The following is an 18,603-nucleotide window of genomic DNA, read 5'->3' on the forward strand; positions in this document are numbered from 1 at the left end:
ATGGAAAAACACAGCAACAGATTCGATGCCGCGCTGCGCGGCGAAAAAACTGATCGTACGCCGATTTGGTTCATGCGCCAGGCGGGGAGGTACCTGCCAGAATACCGGGAAGTGCGTAAAAAATTGAGCTTCGACGAGATGTTGGCGGACGCCGATGTCGCAACGGAAATCACACTGCAACCGATCAGGCGGTTTGATCTTGATGCGGCAGTGATTTTTGCCGACATCATGACGATTTTGAACGGACTTGAAATTCCGTTCAACTTCGCGTCCGGCGGGCCAGCGCTGGAATTCCATAGCAGCGACGAGCCCGACAGATCGAAGCTGGACGCGAAGCGGCTTCTGGCAAACCGAAACAAATTTGAGCCCTTTCTCAAGGCAATTCGTCAGGTGCGCTCAGCTTTACCTCAGGAGAAATCAGTCATTGGGTTTGCGGCATCGCCTTTCACCCTGCTCAGCTACCTGCTCGAAGGTACAACGTCAAAAACGCACAACAAGACCAGAGCCTATATGCTCACCCATGCTGCGGAATTCCATAGCATGATGAGTGCAGTGGCCGATTGTACGATCGAGTACCTCAAGCTACAGGTGGATTCAGGTGCCTCGGCAGTGCAACTCTTTGAATCATGGGGAGACGTTCTCTCGCCTGAGACCTATGAGATGAAGATTCTTCCGCATGTCGAAAGAATCGTAAACGCAATATCTCCTCATGCTCCGGTTATTCTCTACGACAAAGGGGCCTCTCTGCATATCGACGTGCTCAGACCATTTGCACGGCGAACCAATGCAATGCTATCTGTCGACTGGCGAATCAATATCGCAAGCCTTTCTGACATCCGCGTTCAGGGTAATCTAGACCCGGCGGCACTCGAGGGGTCAGCGGAATCGGTGCGCCTGGAAACGAGCAGAATTTTGCACGCGCGGTCGGGAATTGCAGGTCACGTCTTCAATCTGGGCCACGGAATCACTCCGCAGGCCAATCTTGCTTGCGTTGAGGCGATGGTCGAAACAGTTCAGAATTTCAGAACGTAGTTGAATGCTGGCTACGAAAATCCGTAGCTAACTTCTATTCGAATTGCTGACTTTTTTCAGTTGGGGTGAGAAAAATCCGAAGTTTTCTGGTATTTAATAGTTAGAAGACTATGAAATGCCAAAGACAGCCTGATTTCTTGAAAAACAAGCCCACCCCCATAAACGACATATGGGAAGTTCACCTCAGTCCCAGAATCTGGCGACGCCTGGTTCACTTGGCTACGGCCCGCGGCTGCACCTATTCGACGATCAGCCGCTTCTGTGTCTTTCGTCTGGCCGAACCGGAGCGCCTTCGGAACACGGCTTTATTTCGCAGGCTAATGCCTCAAATACGCGGGGATATGGCAGTTTCTAAGAGTCGCCACCGGCATATGATCTGTCTTTATGGTGAGGATGTAGTCCTATTACGCTTGGCTGCGATGCGCTTAAACATGACGGTATCAGCCTTTATTCGGCTGGCCCTTTGGTTATACCTGCCAAGATTAGCTATGGAAAACCGCAGCAAACGATTTATCGGCCCACTGATACTTTTCCAACTTGGCACCAAGCGCTGGATGTCTGTCCCCTACGCTGCACTGAACCATGAGCACAATCCGGCACTCAGGCGTTTTGCCTTCGCTTCGTTTCCTCCCTGGTTCTGGTGGTAGGTCTAGCCCTGCTTCTCCAGGTACGTAACCGTTTCATAATGGTGCGTCCACGGAAAGAAATCGAAAGCCTGCATTTCGCGAATCGAATAGCCAGCCGAGGCAAAGATTGCAAGATCGCGAGCCATCGTTGCCGCGTCGCATGATGAATAGATGATCGGGCCACTAAAATTTTGTAAGGCTTTCGCACGCAATTTCTCCCACATTTCAGGGTGAAGTCCCGCACGAGGCGGATTGATGAGCAGAATCTGCGGATTAAAAATTAGAATTTCTTCCTGAATAGCTTCAGAAACTCGTTGCGGCAGAAACAAATCAACTGTTCTATAGTGGTTGATGAATGCAGATTCGATATCTGTACCTTTTTCTGAAAACCTGACCTTCTCGACCTGGTCTTTGGTCAGAATATCGAGGGCGAGAACCTGCATCGGCCGCACCAGCGACTGCATTCGCGAAATGAATCCGAAACCAGAGAATAATTCCAGTACACGAGGTGAGTTGATCGCTGCCTTCTCGAAAAACGCGCTGATCGTCGACAGCCAGAATGGTATGGCCCGCAGATTGGCCTGAAAAAAATTCGTCACAGGAAAATCGATATCGATCTTTCGTGTTTCTGGCCATTGAATTGAATATCGGGCAGAGACACGTTGCTCTTCTTTCGAATTCAGCACCGTAAAAACGGCATTTCCGTCCGTATTCTGGCGAATGCGGGCAGCCCGCACCTCAACAGGAAACGCGGGAAAACTCTGCCTCAGGGGTTTTTCATCGAAAATAAGGCAACCATGCTCGGGAAACGCCCGTGTTCTGTACGACATCGGCTCGTAGAAACCGTAGGTGCCGAATTTGTTGATATGTACCTGCACATGATTCCGGTAGTGCACCCTCGCCTCTTTAGGCAGGCTACGGAAATCCATAGCTGGTACCTCTACCTTATTGCGCGCAAGCTGCGCCCTCAGCCATTCTTGCTTGTAAACAAGCGTCTGTTGATAACTCATATGCTGCATACGACAGCCACCACAGCGCAGATAGTTGTCACATTCTGGCTTCGCGCGATCGGCGGCAAGATTTCGTAGAGCCCAGGTCTCATGTGCAAAATCGCCCGATATATCAACAGGCAGCTCATCGCGCCAGGCCAGAATGCCGTGCGCTACCTTTGATTTTACCTTGGCTATGCGCGCGATAAACCGTTCGCCCGGCAAGACACCCCAAATGAAGAACACATGGGGCTTGAATTTTTCTTTTTCGCTGTCATCAGCGAAATAGGATAAGCCGAGCCCCTCTGCTACAAAGTGCCGGCATTCGAGTTCGACGAAAGCACCCGGCTTTAATTTACGAATATTCATTGAATTCTACAGCGGTAGCTATGGAATTCCATAGCTACCCAAGGCTCAGTGCCTGAAATGCCGCATACCCGAAAACAGCAGAACCATGCCATGCTCATCGGCCGCCGCGATACTTTCTGCGTCTTTTATCGAGCCGCCCGGCTGTACAATGGCACGCACGCCCATTTTCGCACAGGTATCGACACTATCACGAAATGGAAAGAACGCCTCAGACGCCATCACCGAGCCTTTCAGCGACAGCTTCGCATCGGCCGCCTTGATTTCTGCAATGCGTATGCTGTCGATGCGGCTCATCTGCCCGGCGCCAATCGCGAGGCTGCGACCGCCTGAAGCAAACACGACCGAATTCGATTTAACAAATTTTGCAACGCGCGACGCGAACGCCAGATCTTTCATCGTCTGCGCGTCTGCCGGTGCTTTCGAGACGAGTTTGATGTCCGATTCATTCCAGAGCGGCAGGTCCTGGTCCTGAAGCAGATAGCCGCCGGCCCCTGGCACCGAGCGCAGGTCTTTGGTTTTGGCAGCTTCGAGCCGCGCAAAATCCACCGTGATGAGCCGCAGATTCTTCTTCGCGGCGAGAATTTCGAAAGAGCCTTCGGCAAATTCAGGAGCAATAATCAGCTCAAAGAAATGCGGAGCTAATTTTTCCGCGGCAGCTTTTTCCAGAGGTCGGTTAAACACCACAATACCACCAAAAAAACTTACCGGGTCTGCATCCATCGCGTACTGCAGAATCTGCGCCTGGTCATCACCTGTCGCGACACCGCATGGGTTCGTGTGCTTAAATATCGCACAGACCGGCTCTGCGAAATCGGCGGCGAGCCTGATTGCAATATCAAGATCGAGAATGTTATTGAATGACAGTTCTTTGCCGGCCAGCTGTTTCCACGGTACGTCTTTGCCCACTTCGACAAGATACGACGCCTTTTGGTGAGGATTTTCCCCGTATCGAAGGCCTTGTTTCTCGACAAGACTCAGGCGCATTGCCTGTGAGCCATTTTTCTCTTCGAGGTATGCCGCAATTGCTGAGTCATAGGCGGCAGTTCGGCGGTACGCTGCGAGGCGCAGCTTCTCGCGCAGCGCGAGGGTTGTTGCGCCCTGATGCTGATCGAGCTCAGCCGTGACTTCGGCGTACTGGTCTGCCGACACGACAATCGCGACAGACGCAGCATTTTTTGCAGCCGATCTCACCATCGCCGGGCCGCCGATGTCGATGTTCTCGACGGCCTCTTCGAAGCTGGTATCGGCTTTGGCGGTCACCGCCTCAAAAGGATACAGGTTAATGACCACCAGGTCAAAAAGTTTAATGTCGTGTTGGCGTGCCGCCTCGAGATGCGATTGCAGATCGCGGCGCGCGAGAAATCCCCCATGGACTTTCGGGTGCAGCGTCTTAACCCGGCCATCCATCATTTCGGGAAAGCCGGTGTAATCTTCGACGGCAACCGCCTTGATACCCTGGTCGCGAAGAAACTTGAGGGTACCGCCTGTCGAATAGATCTCGACGCCGAGCGCATCGAGTTTTGCGGCAAATTCTTTGAGGCTGGTTTTGTCTGAAACAGAAACCAGCGCTCGCCGCAGGGGGACTAAATTATTCATAGTGCGAAATTTTTACCCATGGGGTTGCCCATGGATAAAAATCAAATGAGCAGCGTCTGGCCTTCAAAGACGTCTTTGCAAGGGCCAGTCATATAAACATGGTTGTCTTTCTCTGACCAGTAGATCTCGAGAATGCCACCGCGCAGTTCGACTTTTGCCTTGCGCTTAATCTTACCAGAGAGTACACCCGCAACGACAGCGGCGCACGCACCGGTACCCGAAGCAAGCGTCTCACCGACACCACGCTCCCAGACGCGCTGCTTGATATGGTCTTCATCGACCATTTGAATGAAATGCACGTTCGTACGGTTGGGAAAAAGCGAATAGTTTTCAATCATCGGGCCGTACTTGCCGACCGGAAAATTATCCACATCTTCAACCCAGATCACGACGTGGGGGTTACCCATCGAAAGCGCCATGAACTCGAACGTGTTGTGGTCTTCGAGATAGATTTTTTCTTTCAGTACTTTTTTCTCTTCTTCGCCTGCAGCGCACACCATGGGTATTTTCGCGCGCTCGAGAATCGGCTCGCCCATGTCGGCTTTGACACGGTAAACGCGGCCATCGCGCACCATCAATATGCACGGGATAATGCCACGCATTGTCTGCACGTTGATCTCTTGCTTCTTCGTATTGCCACGATCGTAAAGGTATTTGCCGAGGCAGCGAATGGCATTACCGCACATCTCTGCTTCAGAACCATCGGGATTAAAAATGCGGATTTGAAAATCAGCTTCGTTCTTGTTGTCGGGCGCCATGATGAGCACCAGACCGTCTGCGCCTACACCATAATGACGGTCGCAGAGCAAACGCGCTGCCCGCTGAGGATTCTTAGGGGAATCTTCTGTAAAAAGGTAATCGTTGCCAAGACCTTCAAGTTTAGCGAAACGTAATGCTTTAGAACCACTCATTCAAGCCCCTCGCGGCGTAAAATCTGATAAAAATTCTTGCAAATGCTTCAAACTTTCGCAGAATGCCGGTTATTCTATGACCAATTTTTATGAACGAGACAGAGTTTCAAGCGCTATTTGACTCGTATCAGCAGGCGCTGCGCGCGAGTGCTGAAAATCCTATTCCGCCGAAACTGCATTTGATGATCTACAACTATGCCCGTCTGCGCCACCAGCAAACCAGCGACGTTTCAGCCGATTTCTATCTATTCGTCTCGGGCAAACTGCATGGCATACTCGAGCGTTATGACCATCGCCGCCTGCCGTTCTACCAATATTTGGCCGCTGCGCTGAACTTCGAATTCAGCCACTTTTTGCGGCGCCGCAAGCTACCCCGCTCTCAATCCGAATTATTGTCGGTTGAAGAACTCGCCAACCGCCGTGTCGAACTGCACCAGAGTGACACTCCCGTCGACGACGGCGTGGGTCATCTTTTTCGCAGCATGCAGACGATGCCGCGCATCTATGCGAAACTCGCGCTGGCATACCCGCTATCCTATGCCGACCTCAAGCATCTGGTCAACCAGCGGCGCTCGAAAGACCCGGCTGAACGCTGGGGTTGTCTCAGGGCATACCGCAGCTTTTTGCGCTTTGCCGAAGAAAAGCGGCAGAGTTTTCTCGCCGAGCGCGAACGGCTGCTCAAGGTCATCATGAGGATAGATAAAGAAGCTTCGACCAGCTCGCCGGCTGAAACGGCACGCATTTTGAAGCGCAGGGCGAGTGCGCAGAAAAAGTTTTTTTCCATGGACACCCGCATTCCTATACGCATCGTGGCGGAGGTCACCGGCGACTCGATTGCGACTGTTCAGCGGCAGCTGAAAAGTGCGGTACAGGCGCTGAAAACGGCCTATTTCCGATGGGAAAAACAAAACTTGGTGAAAAGAGAGAGATAAAACCAGCGAGGCATATTGAAAGCTAAGCGCACCAGTAAAACAAAAACGCCTGCCCGCAGGTCAAAAACCCGCCTGTTACGCCCTAAGAAAGGGGCTTTGGCGGTAACGAAGGCCAAAAAGGCCGCACCGAAGAAGAAACTGAAGCCGGTTCAGGGTTCTGCGGCGGCGATGCTTGCCGCAAACCCGTCGGCGGCAGACATTCTACCCCCTCTGTCACCCTTCGCCGCGCTCGCCGACGAGCACAGTCTCGCTACTGCATGGGACATCATCGGCGACGAAGAATACCTGCTCGACGACGAAGTCTGGAACACTCTGTATAATCGCATAAAGCTTCAATTGCTGCAGGCTAGTTATTCGTTTCGCATCGAGACCGATGGCGATGCGATCAGCGCCTACGCCGTTACGCCGATGCCGGCATTTCGCGCCGACAATGAGCCCGGTTTCATGAAGACCGGCAGCTTTACCCTGCTGCGCCCCGAACTGCCGGGTGTTGTATTCGACCTCAAGATCAGTGCCAATGACCAGGGCCTGATGCTCGACTGGCTGCTCAAACGAAACGAGCCGAGCTTCAACACCGGGCATATCGCACTCTACTGCGAAGGTGAACTCATAGAAGCCGTGAATCTGCAACAGGGCAGATGCCAGCTGAATCTCACACGCGATGATTTGGGCGATGTGGTTTTTTATTTTCTCGATGCCGAAAGCGGCAAACAGGTCAAAATTCTCGAACTAAACGTGTGAGTGGGCAAATGCAAGTAGCAAGAAACAAAGTTGTGACGATAAACTATACCCTGAGCGAAACCGGCAAAGCCAAGCTCGAAGACGGCACACTCGACTATCTGCACGGGTTCAAAAATCTGATGCCTGCGCTCGAAAAATTTCTAACCGATAAGAAAGAGGGCTTTTCGGGCAAAGTCGAAATGGGCCCGCGCGATGCATTCGGCGAACGGCAAAACGAAATGGTCATGAAGATTCCGAAAGACCAGCTTGAAAACCCTGCAGAGATAACGGTCGGTACGCAGATTGAACTCGAAAGTGAAGAAGGTGTTATTCCAGGCCTCGTCACGGCGGTGCACGATACCGAAATCGAAGTCGATGGCAACCATCCATATGCGGGCAAGAGCATCACATTCGACATAAAAGTATTGAAGATACGCGATGCATCAGCAGAAGAGCTCTCGCACGGCCACGCACACGGTGCCCACGGGCATCATCATTAAGGCGCAAAGATGCGCATCGCTGAAAACCGAAAGCAGGCAAGGCGATTTGTCGCCAAATTGCCTGCCGCTTTAGCAGCAACTTGACCGATTTTTTCGGGCAAGTTGCGAGGCTTTCGGTTTTCTGCGCACCTTTGGCGCCGCCGCAGAGCGAGCATGGTAGCTAGAATTAAAGCGTTCTTCAGTCGGGCCCGTGATCACCTTATTGAATCCCCCTGCATCGCCGTCTGCAAACTCGATGACGCCGGCCGCATCTGTATTGGCTGTTACCGCACCGTTGATGAAATCACTACATGGCCGCAGCTCGACCGTCAGGGTAAATATGCGGTAATTGAAAATGCGCGCCGACGGCGCAGCTCCCCCTAACAGGTTACTGAAAAAGCAACCTGTTAGTTTTCGGGGTGAATGAGGGGTGTCTTACCCCTGAAAAAGAACGCGCCAACAAAAATCAGAAGAATCACGAGGCTCGTCTGCCAGTTTTCAATATGCCATAGCCGAATTTTCAAAGTGTCCTGTGCGGCTTCAAATGCCATTTTTACCCCAACTATGAGCACCGCCAGCATCGCTGCAGCCTCGAGCTGCGGATGCTTTTCGAGCAGGCGAATAAACGATTTGGCAAAGAGGCGCAGGCAGGTAACGCCGAAAAACGCGCCCCAGAACAGCACCCAGAAATCGCGCGTCATTGCAACACCCGCACCGATCGAATCGAAAGAGAAAAGAATATCAGTCCACTCAACGGCGATGACGGCTGCAAGCACCGGGTGCCCTTTAAGAGTAAAGCCTGTAATTTCAATACCCTCTTCGGGTTCATTTTGGTGCGCGGTGTCGTGCTTCTGCCGTGCGCGAAAATAGCGCCACAGCGAAAAAATCATTAAGGGCACAAAAAACAGCCACACAGAAACGTGCAAACCCTGCATATTCAGGTATTCACCCGAAGTATAGAAGGTTGCGAGCAACACGCCGAGCACAAGCAGATCGGCGATCAGATGCAGCGAGTATTTCAGAAAGAATTCGGCGGCCATGTTGATCAGATAAAAACCACCGATCGCCATAATCCATTTCTGCTCGAGAATAAAACCAGCAGCGATCAGAAACACGAAGCGAAAGATGAAGGCTCCCCAGATACCCCAGGTGAGTGCCTTGTGTGCGTCTGCGGGTTTCAGGTGTCTGACCTGAATGGCGAGCACGGTCGCATTATCAATGCCGAGAATACCTTCTAGAAATGCCAGAGTGATGACGGTTAGAAATCCGGCTGAAACAAAAAGATCTGATCTGCTGCCCGAAGAGAGCGAGGTCACGTTCGTCATGAACCCCCACTGGTAGTCTGCGAGCATCACTGCCCCGAAAACGAGCGCAGAGGTCAAAAGCGGCCATTCTTTGCGTAAGAGACTCATTATCTGAAACGGTGCACTTCGAACTGGTCGGCAAAAATTCTAATGCCGTAAATTTCGCCCGAGAGCGTCTGCCAAATCTGCCGCCATTCGGTTGGCCTTCCCGAGATTTCAATGACAAGAGAATTTCGCAGATCGCCGTCGAGCGAATAGCGGCCAATGCGCACCTTGCCCGCATCAAGGTTCTGCCAGATTCCGACGCTGTCTTTGCCCTGCGGCAGGTACGGGTGATCTTCGGCATTCGTAAGTCGCGCGAAGACCGTCTCGGGCGCGGCATCGGCAATATTCTTGATTTTCACGATGCGGTAGGCGAGCGTCAGCTGTTTCTTGTCTGACTCAGGGTCGACACGGTCGATGCGCGACGAAAGCATCACACGCTCCCCCGAGTAAAAAGGATAAATATATTCGCAGTGTACGATCGAGTTCTTGTCTTTGAGCATCTCCATTTGCTTTTTGTCGAGCGTCATGGCCTCGCAATCGTTCTGCCTGAACTCAAAGGCTAGTCGCCCGCCTTCGTAGCGATCGAGGTGCAGCTCGTCGAGGTAGCGGTAAAGCACCCAAAGGTTGCCGCGCGAATCGGTATCAAACCAAAGTATGTTTTCAAACACGAGCTCAGAGAGACCCTTGCGACCGATGGCGCGCAGCAGCTTGCCCTTAAAATCAAACTGCAGAATTTTATATCCTCCGCGCACCGACGCGTCTTTATTTTCGCCTTCGGGGGGCAGATAGTTCTCAACGAAAAAATCGTCATTGCCGCCCATCGCGATGCGGCCTGGCACACGCAGCGCCTCTACCGTCTTTGCGTCGCTCTTGCTTTTGTCTTTTTCCTGGGCGCGCACGGCAAAAACCAGTTTGCCGCTGCGGTAGAGTTTCACGGTTTTTTCCGAGGGTTCTGAAAAAGCGACCCAGTCTTTGAGCACGCCGACACGGCCCGGTATTTCATGGTAGACGCCGCCCTGCCGCGGAAACCGCGCCTTGTCTTCGGCGATCGCGAGCGAAAAAACCTTTTCTGGCGTCAGTGTGCTCGAACGAAAGCGCGCACACGAAACGAGCAAAATCGCTGGTAATAGGGCTAAAACAAGGGCGCGCACGCGAACCGTTGTCTATCCATGAGTTCAGCCGTGAACACAAAATGAAAAGGGGGATGCAGAACCCACATGGACCATTTAGTTCATGAAGGCCTGTCTCGCCTTCCGTTTTCGACCTATGCCACTGCAATGCGGAATCGTGGGACTACCCAATGTCGGTAAGTCGACTATTTTTAACGCGCTGACCAAATCACACAGCGCCGAGGCGCAGAACTACCCGTTTTGCACCATAGACCCGAATGTCGGCGTCGTGGCAGTACCAGACCCTCGCTTTGACTATCTGGTCAAAATCGTTGAGCCAAAAAGCAGCGTGCCGGTCGCGGTCGAGTTCGTCGACATCGCCGGTCTTGTTAAGGGCGCTTCGCAGGGTGAAGGGCTCGGCAACAAGTTTCTCGACCACATACGCAAAGTGAATGCAATTTTGCACGTCGTTCGCTGTTTTCAAGACGAAAACGTCACGCATGTTTCGGGAGCCGTATCGCCGAAAAGCGACGTCGAGATTATAGAACTCGAACTTATTTTGTCAGATCTCGACCAGGTCGACAAGCGCCTGCAGAACCTGCTAAAGAAGAAAAAAAGCGGAGACAAAGAGGCGGTTGAACAATCCGCTGTGCTCGAACGCGTCGCCGAAACCCTGAAAGCTGGCAAACCTGCGAGCGCAGCCGGTCTCAGCGCCGACGACCGTGAAGCCATAAAAGATCTGGCATTACTTTCGCTGAAACCTGTGCTCTTTATCGGCAACATTGACGAAAAACTGCTTGCGCACCCCGAAGAATCACCGGAATTTCGCGAACTGCAGCAGGTGGCCAAAGAGCGCGGCGCCGAAGCAATACCACTCTCGGGCAAAATCGAAGCAGAGATAGGCCAGCTTAGCCCCGAAGAAGAAAAGGAATTTCTGAGTGACCTCGGCCTCAGCGAGCCTGGGCTCAACCGTGTTATTCGCGAGGCCTACGGCCTCCTGGGCTATATTACATTCTTTACCGCCGGCGAAGTTGAAGTGCGCGCCTGGAACATCGTGAAAGGCGAAACGGCCCCGCAGGCTGCAGGCACGATTCACAGCGACATCGAGCGCGGTTTTATTCGCGCCGAAGTCACGCCGTTTTCTGCTGTTGAAGAGTATGGCACGCAGAAGAAAGCACAAGAGGCAGGCAAAATGCGCCTCGAAGGTAAAGAATACGTCATGCAAGACGGCGACGTCGTCTACTTTCGCTTTAACGTTTAGCCCCCCTGCCGCGTTGCCGATAATCGGGTATGGTACGGTCGGCGGCCTTCGCGGGCATTATTTTCGGCCTCAGCGCTGCCTTGTCGATTACCACGGCCAACGGCACAGACGAGACAGCGTTACCTGCGCTCGGGATAGATCCCCACCTGAACCCGTTGCCAGCCGAAGTTCTGGCTTTCCCCTCTTTTACAGAGAACTATCGCACGCGCATTCTTTCGGGTGACTATGAAATCTGGTCAGAAGAGAAACTGCAACGCTGGTCGTCTGCCCAGGGCCTTTCGGTAACGACCGACGACCAAGGCGCAGGTCTGCAATACCACCGCGCGGCAATCATCAGCCCACCGGGCATCACTTTCACGCTGAAGCGACCAGTGACCGAAAAGGGCAGTGAATTTGCCAATGGCTGGGTCTTGAATCTCGACTTCGCCGCGATAAGGGCGCGCAACGGCGAGTCTCTGCAAAAGGCCCGTTCTCTCTACAGCAACCTGTTACAATGTGATGTTATCGTCGACGGCGAGCTCTACACGACCGTCAGACAGGGCGCGAAAAAATCGATTCAGACACCGCTGCGGCTGCCTATACCCCATATCCGCAGCAACGAGGGAATCGTACGGGTAGAGCTGCGGCTTGCCAACCACCCGCGCAATTTTCTGTTTCTCTACGACGCTTATTTAACTCGGTAACATTCGTCGGCTATTTATCGCCGCTGAAGTGTATCTCGATACCAAGAGTTGCGAATGCTTCCCATGACGTTCGGGTACTGTGCTCAAAGCCAGCGTATTGTTGGTTCGTGAAACCGTTGTCAGCAAGAAACCCGGTGCGCACAAAACGATCGCTGCTGTAAGGGTTAGCTTTCCACCAGTGGCCCTCGTAGCCCACGCCGACAATGATGCCGAAATCGCCGAAGCGCTTCACGTAGAATTCAAGCGCCGTGTTGAGAATAAATTCGCTCTCGTTAAAGCGCGGCGACCTGGCAAGCTCGGCGAAATAGCTGAGCGCAGGAAAATAAAAGTGGGTACGCAGCCGCACCATCGGGTGAAACTGAACATACTGCCGATAAACCACCATCAGCGTTGCGCGCGTCCAGTCGTCATTGCGTGTCGTCAGCCTTACCGGGTCTGAATAATCCTGATAATACCAGGCACGAAAGCTGGGCCCGATAGAAGCATCAAACCAGCGAAAGCCACTGCCAAAATTCATGAGATAGTTGAGCGGCGTGAAATGGTAATAGGTGTTGGCATAGAACATCGTGACTTCAGTCGCCTTGTTGCCAACCGCACCACGCAATTCGGGCGAAATGCCTGCCTTACGCAGATTCTGCGCGCCGGGCGTGCTGTTCGCCAGAAACAATGCAGATGTATAATCATAGCCCAGGTCGACAGGCACCTCGCTCACACCGGCAGCTGAGGTCTCTTTGTACGTAAAGCGCGACGGCTTGTCTTCGTAGCGCTGCGTCTTGAGGCCGATTTCAAAGTCAGTGAAGATACCCTTGTTCGACCGGTAGTAATGAAAGCCTGTTTTGCCATCGTGGTCGTCTTCTTTGTCTTTGCCCAGGCGAAACGCGAGTTCATAACCCACCATGGTTGTGTAGTCGAATGGCAGTGAATACTCGCGGCTGGTATTAGTCTGCGGGTTTGTGGTCTTATTGTTGAAGTTGTAGATACCGCCCGACATCGTGAACGTGAACGTGCCCCGCGTCGGGTTCTTGCTCATGTCTTCGTTCTCATATTTGACTTCAGGTAGTTTCGCCGAAGTCGGCTTAGGCGCGCTGATTTCTTGCTCTTCTTTGCCCTGAGCGCCAGCCGCATTCTTGAGGGCACCCTGCCCGGGTCGTGCCTTCGCCGTGGGTTTTGCCGCTGCGGGTTTGGCCGCAGCCGGCTTAGCCTTTTTCTGTGCAAACAGCGCCGACGAGCCAGCGGCGAAAACCAGCAGAAACGTCGTCGTGATGAATCGGGTCATTTTCATTGTATTACCACAAAGTTAGAGTAGATCGTTCCGGTTGTCGTCAGGTCAGACTTATCGGTAAACCGGTAATTGAACTGCACGATGAAAGCACCCTTGTTCGACGGATTTACCGCATCGCAAGTGCCCGCAAAACTATCACCCGCTGCTGCAATTGTACAGGTGCCGACCGCCGCAAAACTACCGCTGAGCCCTGAGCCATTTTTTACCGCGTTGATATCTGTCGCGCCGGGGCTCGCTGCGCTGCGAAAAATCTGCGCCGAACCATTGATCTTCAGTTTCTCGGTGCTGAGCTCGCCTTGCGTTGAGTGAAACACATTCGACCAGGTTAGTGCCGTGTTGCCGTTCGCCTTCTCTTCGGCGGTCAGAACGACGCGAAAGTTGCCGCTGTCGAAAATGCGGTCGAGAGGGTTTTCATGGCGCATCTTGACCTCGGTGTTATCGCAGGCAAATAGAGACACGACCATTGCCGCAACCAACAGGCGGCGCATTGAGCACATCACCATTTTGGCCTCGTATTCTGCATCATGAAGCGCTGAAAGAAGGATATATCGGGTTCATAGTTCAATTTACCCTTAAAGTATTTCTGGTGAACCTGATACAAAACGTCATCGGCCCTTTCGCGGTCTTCAAAAGCCTCCCAGACAGAATATGCCCAGGTTAATGCACCGATCACATACATCGTACGCGCCACCTCTTGGTGATCGCGCATCTCTTTGTACTTGCGCTCGGCTTCGGCAGAATTGGTAGCGCTCTTGTACTCATCGCGGGCGCCGGCTACTTTGGTTTCGCGTGAATAGCCATAACCGATTGAACCGTAAGTAATCAACGCCATGGCCGTACCGGTGACGTAATTCTTGTTATAGATCTGCCCCCAGCCCGAGAGCACGATCGAACGAATGCAGGCGCCTTCGGCCGTTTTCATGATCTCTGTTGTGAAAAAATCGAGGTCAAAGTAACTCACCGTCACAGTGCAATCCATGACGGCGACATGAAACGGGTTGAAGTCGAAGCCGTGGTCCCATTTGGGCTCATTGCAGCGCGCCTCGTCGATGACCTTGGCATTCACATCGGCGATCAGCTGTTCGTTCGTCAGTACGAAATCTTTGGTTTCGGTAATCATGTGGCGAAAGCTCGACACTGACCTTTCGAGCGCCTTGCGGTGCGCATCGATCTTTGCATTCTGAATTGCAATCTCTTTAGACCGGCCCTTACCAATTGCGTCGCGCACGCGCACGTTCTTCTGCGTCGAAAAATATTCTTTGTCGAGGCCCAGATCGACATTCTTTTTCGGCGCCGCCGCGAGCGTACCCGCAACAGTGAGCGTCAGCGCTGCAAAACGGATTACATGCCGCATGAGAAACCTCCGCCGAAGCTGCAGGTAAACAGAACAAAGTCAAATTTGATACCGCGTTCAGTCAATGGCACATATTCGTGCTGCACGTCCATGCGGTATGCCTGCCGCAGATTCTCAAGACCACGGCGGCCCATGATGCGCGAAGTTGCAGCTTCTGAGACGTTGAAGCTCCACAAAATGAGCGCCGGTATCTGAAAGTTCAGAGCCGCATTGGTCAGGTCGTCGGGGCTGTTGGCGTTTTTCGCTGCCTGAATAAACATGACATAGAAAGTCCAAAATGCTGTGCCGTAAAGAATGCTGGTGGTGTACTGACGGTTATAAATCTGTCCCCAGCCTGGCACAGCCATCGAGCGGTAGGTCGCTCCAGTAATGGTCTTTTCGTAGTCTTCGGTGAACTTCGGCACGTCGATGTAGTCAACCTGCATGTCAACATTCATGCTGACACGAATCGGCTCACCGGGTGGGCGCCAAAAACGGTACTTCTTGACCTGCAGATCGGTGACCTGCAGGTGCGCTTCTTTTTTCACCCAACTGTCTTGCAGTACAAAATCTTTCGTGCGGCTGGCGCCGATAAGTTCTGATTCGCCGAGACTTTGCCCGGTTTTCATTGCCGCCTCAACGGCATTGTTGAAGGCTTCGACCGGGTCTTCTTTGAGACTTTCGCCGACTGCATCTTCTTCGGTGATTTTGATGCGAAAGCTGTTCGTGTATTCACCGGCATACACGGTGCCGCCCGCAATGAGCAGCAGCGCGAAAGCGGCAAAAAGAATTGGGGATATATAGTGTTTCATGCTATTTCCACTCCACGGGTGCCCACATGTAGCCGGCACGGTATTCGGTTTCCCAGTTGAGTTGGCCCGGGTGACCGATAAACAAGACTGTCGAGGTAAAGCCCCAAAGTTCTGCGCCGATCTGGCCATAGACACCCCATCGGTCATAGACTGCCTGGTTATAGCGCAGGTTCATACCAAAGCCGAAGTGCATCTTGAGATAGAACGGCGTATACGTACGAAAGAGTATACCGGGGTAACTCGAGTATACCCACTGCCGGTCACCGGGGTATGTCTTGCCCGGGTTGTACTGCGGCGATGCATCGAAGTCGATGTAATAATAGAAGAATTTGTGACCATTCCACTGTGAATCGAGACCTGAATTGATGAGCAGACCGCCGCCGCCGCCCACCTGATTGAAGAAGCTGGCATCGCTCTGGCGATCGAGCCCGCGCGATGTCTTGTTAAAAAACACCCAGGGTATCACCTTCGCCGGCTCATGGTGAAACTCGGTCGCTGGCAGATTTTCGCGCGGCTGCTTGATCTGCGGGCCGCGCGAGCGGCAATTCGCCGCGACCACGAGCACCAGCGCGGGAATCAAATAACGAAGTTGCTGCCTCATATGTTTAACAACCGGAATGCGTATTTGAAACCTACTGCGACCGACGTGCCCGTCGGATAGCGATAGTTTTCGGCATTGTTATCCATGTATCTGAACTGGTAAAAGATGCGCCAGTTTTCTGAGAAGAAAAAGTCCATACCAGCGGCGAAGTGGTAGGCATAGGTTTTGGGCAACCACGGCATTATACCGCCGCCGACAAAAAGACTCATTTTGTCGGTACGGATAAAGTGAAAGTAGCCAGAGAATGCCACGAAAAACAGGCGGTAGTTGTCACCGAGATAGCCTGCAGATGAAGTGCTGCCTGAGAAATATTCAGGGGCAACAAAACCCTCGATTTCGGCGTCAAAGCGCTTGTTTGACGTAAAGAGACCGAACCCCATAAAGCTCGTCTCTTTAGAGTTCATATATTCAAACTTGCCGCCACCGAACTCGACAGCCGACAGCGCGCCGGCCCCGGTGATGAACAGCAGCAGAATCAACAGCTGGCTAAACTTTCGCATTTATTTGAGCTCCTCAAGCAGCGCCTTGTGTTCTTTTTCAAACTGTGCGGTCGCGCGCTGAATAAACTGCAGCTCTTGCGCGTCACTGCCGACAACATCGCTCTGGGCAGAGATTCCCGTACCACCGCGGCGGTAATACAGCGTCACGAGTTTCAGTTCGCCGTCGTTACCATCGATATAGAGTTTGTTGAAAACGATCAGATCGGCACCGAGCGCCTGCTGCATACGTTTCAGGTAAACACTCTCGAGTTCGCCATCGTTACGCTTGGGCGCAGCGAGCATTTTGTTCGCGTTGATGAGCCGCCCTGCTCCGCCTTTGTTGACTTCGATGAGAAAGTTACCCCGCAGCTTTTCTTTCAGCGACGGATTCTTCACACGACCACTGACGACTTCGATGTCGACCGGGAATATGGCTACAATGTATTTGCCGACAATATTCTCAGGCTTTGGCCGCGGGGGAACTTTCGTGGGTTTTCCCGGAGTTGGTGCGGGCTCAGCAGGCTGATCGCTCGGCGCAACATCGAGTGACGCGGTCTGTGTGCCCGTTGTCGCGGCGGCGAGCGATGCATCATAGCCGACCGTTTCGTTCGTGAGGCTCGTGACGCTGTCGGCGATAATTTCACGCGGAGCCAGTTCGCGCGCAAAACGGTAGCGGTGTGTATAACGCTCTGTGAATTTGATCGGCGTCGCGCGGCCGTGTTCGTCGGTTTCGACGCTTTCGAATGAGTGGTGAAAGGCAAAACGATGGTACGTCGAATTTGGTTTGTTGAAGTTGACCCCGAACCCGTCGGGATACTCTTTTGCAGCGGCGTACTCGAAAGAGAGCTTCGAGCTCTGCACGGTTTCGCCGAAGCCAATACCCCAGTGAATTGATTTGAACGCCTCGCCGCTACCCGATTGGGTCACCCCACCACGCAGCGCCAGAAAATGCACCGGCCAGTATTCAAACCCATAACGCATGCGCGTCGGCGCGCTCATCGAATTTACGGCATCGACGTTCAGCATGAATTTGTAAGGGAAATGCATGCTGACACCTGCATTGTATTCTTCGCGGTTTTCGCTGCGCGAGACTTCGTTATCGAGCTTTAACAACGGGTGCAGGTTACGCGCCGTAAAACCACCCGAAAGGCGCGGCATCCAACGGAGTGATTCGCTGTAATGGGCCGGGTCAAACGTACCGAGCAGCGAGGCGTCGAAAAAGAGGCCTTTTTGCTGGCGGGCGTATGTCGCGCCTTGCGCAGCATCATTAAAATCAGCGCCGAACCATTTCATGGTGATACCGCCGTGCAGGCGGCGCTTTAATATCGGCGCGCCATAAGAGAGTGCGGTGATGTAAGAATACTTGTTGCGATCGGGCAGCACGTTCACGCCCTTTTCAACGTATTGATTATCTTGCGCGCGGTTGAAAACCCCGGTGACGCCTATCGTGCCATAGGGTAGCGGTAAAGCCGCCATGAATGAGTGGCCTGCAACGTCATTGGTCGCGCCGTGGTATGAGAGTGAGTACTCCGCATAGTGAAGCGTACTGAGCGCCGCAGGGTTGTAATAAAGAGCAGAAAGATCGTTCGCATTACCCGTCTGCGCCATGCCCATGCCGTATGAACGCACGCCCAAAGGCGTATTCAGCGCCGATTCTGCCGAAAGCGTCGGCACCGAGGCACCATCAAATTTCGTCGCCAATGCCGGTGTTGTGGCCAGGACAGCAAGAAGCGCGGCAGCGAGCGCGCGAACCAGGGTGGCTGTTTTCAGCAATCTCTTCTGTATCAAAAATAGCTCCGGTGGGGTTGTCTAAAAAATCACGAACCGCGCTACACAAGCGCGGCGCTCAGGCGAAAACCGGCCTGAATAGGCCGATTCACGTGTATTTGTCGCAGACAAATGCAGCGTTTTCGACTGAGCGGTGGCATTTTAGACAACCCCGAAACCGACGGTTTCATACCTAACGACGTTGCCGTCAATCAAAAAGACGTGCGCGCGCGTAGCAACGGACTTTTTTTTGGCCTTGAGGCATGGCGAAAG

At 52.9% G+C, this 18,603-nt stretch carries 20 protein-coding genes; 8 read left to right on the forward strand and 12 right to left on the reverse strand.

The window, feature by feature from the left end:
- Both hemE and TURPA_RS24100 read left to right on the forward strand, forming a co-directional pair.
- Nucleotides 1-1,032, forward strand: a complete 1,032-nt coding sequence (gene hemE / locus TURPA_RS20775; protein ID WP_014805238.1) for a uroporphyrinogen decarboxylase — start codon at nucleotides 1-3, stop codon at nucleotides 1,030-1,032.
- Nucleotides 1,033-1,373: 341 nt separating this feature from the next.
- Nucleotides 1,374-1,679, forward strand: a complete 306-nt coding sequence (locus TURPA_RS24100) for a hypothetical protein (RefSeq protein ID WP_245536800.1) — start codon at nucleotides 1,374-1,376, stop codon at nucleotides 1,677-1,679.
- Between the two features lie 2 nt (nucleotides 1,680-1,681).
- On the opposite strand, the gene TURPA_RS20785 is transcribed toward TURPA_RS24100, so the two are convergent.
- Genes TURPA_RS20785 through dapF form a run of 3 tightly spaced genes read right to left on the reverse strand, consistent with a single transcriptional unit; the run spans nucleotide 1,682 to nucleotide 5,523 of the window.
- Complete coding sequence (locus TURPA_RS20785) at nucleotides 1,682-3,016, reverse strand: class I SAM-dependent RNA methyltransferase (RefSeq protein ID WP_014805240.1); 1,335 nt, start codon at nucleotides 3,014-3,016, stop codon at nucleotides 1,682-1,684.
- A gap of 45 nt (nucleotides 3,017-3,061) precedes the next feature.
- Nucleotides 3,062-4,612 (reverse strand): bifunctional phosphoribosylaminoimidazolecarboxamide formyltransferase/IMP cyclohydrolase, encoded by a 1,551-nt coding sequence (gene purH, locus TURPA_RS20790; RefSeq protein WP_014805241.1) that lies wholly within the window; start codon nucleotides 4,610-4,612, stop codon nucleotides 3,062-3,064.
- Between the two features lie 41 nt (nucleotides 4,613-4,653).
- On the reverse strand, nucleotides 4,654-5,523 hold the full coding sequence (gene dapF, locus TURPA_RS20795) for a diaminopimelate epimerase (protein ID WP_014805242.1): 870 nt from the start codon (nucleotides 5,521-5,523) through the stop codon (nucleotides 4,654-4,656).
- 89 nt (nucleotides 5,524-5,612) lie between these two features.
- Between dapF and TURPA_RS20800 the strand changes: the two genes are divergently transcribed.
- The 4 genes from TURPA_RS20800 to TURPA_RS20815 all read left to right on the forward strand — a co-directional run bounded on the left by TURPA_RS20800 (nucleotide 5,613) and on the right by TURPA_RS20815 (nucleotide 8,038).
- Nucleotides 5,613-6,455, forward strand: coding sequence for a hypothetical protein (locus TURPA_RS20800; protein ID WP_014805243.1), 843 nt, complete (start codon nucleotides 5,613-5,615; stop codon nucleotides 6,453-6,455).
- A gap of 96 nt (nucleotides 6,456-6,551) precedes the next feature.
- Nucleotides 6,552-7,196, forward strand: coding sequence for a hypothetical protein (locus TURPA_RS20805; RefSeq protein WP_157210611.1), 645 nt, complete (start codon nucleotides 6,552-6,554; stop codon nucleotides 7,194-7,196).
- A gap of 8 nt (nucleotides 7,197-7,204) precedes the next feature.
- Nucleotides 7,205-7,675, forward strand: coding sequence for an FKBP-type peptidyl-prolyl cis-trans isomerase (locus tag TURPA_RS20810; protein WP_014805245.1), 471 nt, complete (start codon nucleotides 7,205-7,207; stop codon nucleotides 7,673-7,675).
- Between the two features lie 153 nt (nucleotides 7,676-7,828).
- Nucleotides 7,829-8,038: a DUF1289 domain-containing protein gene (locus TURPA_RS20815; RefSeq protein WP_014805246.1), complete on the forward strand. Its 210-nt coding sequence runs from the start codon at nucleotides 7,829-7,831 to the stop codon at nucleotides 8,036-8,038.
- 23 nt (nucleotides 8,039-8,061) lie between these two features.
- Here TURPA_RS20815 and TURPA_RS20820 read toward each other — a convergent pair whose 3' ends face one another.
- Entirely contained in the window at nucleotides 8,062-9,066 is a 1,005-nt protein-coding gene (locus TURPA_RS20820) for a TerC family protein (protein WP_014805247.1), read from the reverse strand.
- The gene (locus tag TURPA_RS20825; protein WP_014805248.1) at nucleotides 9,066-10,154 is read right to left on the reverse strand and encodes an LIC_12708 family protein; all 1,089 of its coding nucleotides are present in this window, start codon (nucleotides 10,152-10,154) and stop codon (nucleotides 9,066-9,068) included. The genes TURPA_RS20820 and TURPA_RS20825 overlap by 1 nt, the downstream gene beginning before the upstream one ends.
- 115 nt (nucleotides 10,155-10,269) lie before the next feature.
- Between TURPA_RS20825 and ychF the strand changes: the two genes are divergently transcribed.
- Both ychF and TURPA_RS20835 read left to right on the forward strand, forming a co-directional pair.
- Nucleotides 10,270-11,373, forward strand: coding sequence for a redox-regulated ATPase YchF (ychF, locus tag TURPA_RS20830; RefSeq protein WP_041948746.1), 1,104 nt, complete (start codon nucleotides 10,270-10,272; stop codon nucleotides 11,371-11,373).
- A 29-nt stretch (nucleotides 11,374-11,402) separates the two neighbouring features.
- Nucleotides 11,403-12,056 carry a hypothetical protein gene (locus TURPA_RS20835; RefSeq protein ID WP_014805250.1) on the forward strand — a complete coding sequence of 218 codons (654 nt, stop codon included), beginning with the start codon at nucleotides 11,403-11,405 and terminating at the stop codon, nucleotides 12,054-12,056.
- 10 nt (nucleotides 12,057-12,066) lie between these two features.
- On the opposite strand, the gene TURPA_RS20840 is transcribed toward TURPA_RS20835, so the two are convergent.
- The 7 genes from TURPA_RS20840 to TURPA_RS20870 are packed head-to-tail and all read right to left on the reverse strand — an operon-like array spanning nucleotide 12,067 to nucleotide 18,336.
- Nucleotides 12,067-13,338 (reverse strand): hypothetical protein, encoded by a 1,272-nt coding sequence (locus tag TURPA_RS20840; RefSeq protein ID WP_014805251.1) that lies wholly within the window; start codon nucleotides 13,336-13,338, stop codon nucleotides 12,067-12,069.
- Complete coding sequence (locus tag TURPA_RS20845; RefSeq protein WP_157210612.1) at nucleotides 13,335-13,826, reverse strand: hypothetical protein; 492 nt, start codon at nucleotides 13,824-13,826, stop codon at nucleotides 13,335-13,337. Before TURPA_RS20845 ends, TURPA_RS20840 begins: the two co-directional genes overlap by 4 nt.
- An 8-nt stretch (nucleotides 13,827-13,834) precedes the next feature.
- On the reverse strand, nucleotides 13,835-14,692 hold the full coding sequence (locus TURPA_RS20850) for a DUF5683 domain-containing protein (protein WP_014805253.1): 858 nt from the start codon (nucleotides 14,690-14,692) through the stop codon (nucleotides 13,835-13,837).
- Entirely contained in the window at nucleotides 14,680-15,483 is an 804-nt protein-coding gene (locus TURPA_RS20855) for a DUF5683 domain-containing protein (protein WP_014805254.1), read from the reverse strand. The genes TURPA_RS20850 and TURPA_RS20855 overlap by 13 nt, the downstream gene beginning before the upstream one ends.
- Nucleotide 15,484: 1 nt before the next feature.
- Complete coding sequence (locus TURPA_RS20860; protein WP_014805255.1) at nucleotides 15,485-16,084, reverse strand: hypothetical protein; 600 nt, start codon at nucleotides 16,082-16,084, stop codon at nucleotides 15,485-15,487.
- The gene (locus TURPA_RS20865; RefSeq protein ID WP_014805256.1) at nucleotides 16,081-16,584 is read right to left on the reverse strand and encodes a hypothetical protein; all 504 of its coding nucleotides are present in this window, start codon (nucleotides 16,582-16,584) and stop codon (nucleotides 16,081-16,083) included. The genes TURPA_RS20860 and TURPA_RS20865 overlap by 4 nt, the downstream gene beginning before the upstream one ends.
- Entirely contained in the window at nucleotides 16,585-18,336 is a 1,752-nt protein-coding gene (locus TURPA_RS20870) for a PorV/PorQ family protein (RefSeq protein WP_041948747.1), read from the reverse strand.
- Nucleotides 18,337-18,603 lie beyond the last annotated feature (267 nt).

This window comes from Turneriella parva DSM 21527, assembly GCF_000266885.1.
GTDB lineage: Bacteria > Spirochaetota > Leptospiria > Turneriellales > Turneriellaceae > Turneriella > Turneriella parva.

Excerpts from the sequence above, each read along its gene's own strand:
- hemE (WP_014805238.1), top strand. The coding sequence starts at position 1 with ATGGAAAAACACAGCAACAGATTCGATGCCGCGCTGCGCGGCGAAAAA.
- TURPA_RS24100 (WP_245536800.1), top strand. The coding sequence starts at position 1,374 with ATGGCAGTTTCTAAGAGTCGCCACCGGCATATGATCTGTCTTTATGGT.
- TURPA_RS20785 (WP_014805240.1), bottom strand. The coding sequence starts at position 3,016 with ATGAATATTCGTAAATTAAAGCCGGGTGCTTTCGTCGAACTCGAATGC.
- purH (WP_014805241.1), bottom strand. The coding sequence starts at position 4,612 with ATGAATAATTTAGTCCCCCTGCGGCGAGCGCTGGTTTCTGTTTCAGAC.
- dapF (WP_014805242.1), bottom strand. The coding sequence starts at position 5,523 with ATGAGTGGTTCTAAAGCATTACGTTTCGCTAAACTTGAAGGTCTTGGC.
- TURPA_RS20800 (WP_014805243.1), top strand. The coding sequence starts at position 5,613 with ATGAACGAGACAGAGTTTCAAGCGCTATTTGACTCGTATCAGCAGGCG.
- TURPA_RS20810 (WP_014805245.1), top strand. The coding sequence starts at position 7,205 with ATGCAAGTAGCAAGAAACAAAGTTGTGACGATAAACTATACCCTGAGC.
- TURPA_RS20815 (WP_014805246.1), top strand. The coding sequence starts at position 7,829 with ATGGTAGCTAGAATTAAAGCGTTCTTCAGTCGGGCCCGTGATCACCTT.
- TURPA_RS20820 (WP_014805247.1), bottom strand. The coding sequence starts at position 9,066 with ATGAGTCTCTTACGCAAAGAATGGCCGCTTTTGACCTCTGCGCTCGTT.
- ychF (WP_041948746.1), top strand. The coding sequence starts at position 10,270 with ATGCCACTGCAATGCGGAATCGTGGGACTACCCAATGTCGGTAAGTCG.
- TURPA_RS20835 (WP_014805250.1), top strand. The coding sequence starts at position 11,403 with ATGGTACGGTCGGCGGCCTTCGCGGGCATTATTTTCGGCCTCAGCGCT.
- TURPA_RS20840 (WP_014805251.1), bottom strand. The coding sequence starts at position 13,338 with ATGAAAATGACCCGATTCATCACGACGACGTTTCTGCTGGTTTTCGCC.
- TURPA_RS20845 (WP_157210612.1), bottom strand. The coding sequence starts at position 13,826 with ATGCGCCGCCTGTTGGTTGCGGCAATGGTCGTGTCTCTATTTGCCTGC.
- TURPA_RS20850 (WP_014805253.1), bottom strand. The coding sequence starts at position 14,692 with ATGCGGCATGTAATCCGTTTTGCAGCGCTGACGCTCACTGTTGCGGGT.
- TURPA_RS20855 (WP_014805254.1), bottom strand. The coding sequence starts at position 15,483 with ATGAAACACTATATATCCCCAATTCTTTTTGCCGCTTTCGCGCTGCTG.
- TURPA_RS20860 (WP_014805255.1), bottom strand. The coding sequence starts at position 16,084 with ATGAGGCAGCAACTTCGTTATTTGATTCCCGCGCTGGTGCTCGTGGTC.
- TURPA_RS20865 (WP_014805256.1), bottom strand. The coding sequence starts at position 16,584 with ATGCGAAAGTTTAGCCAGCTGTTGATTCTGCTGCTGTTCATCACCGGG.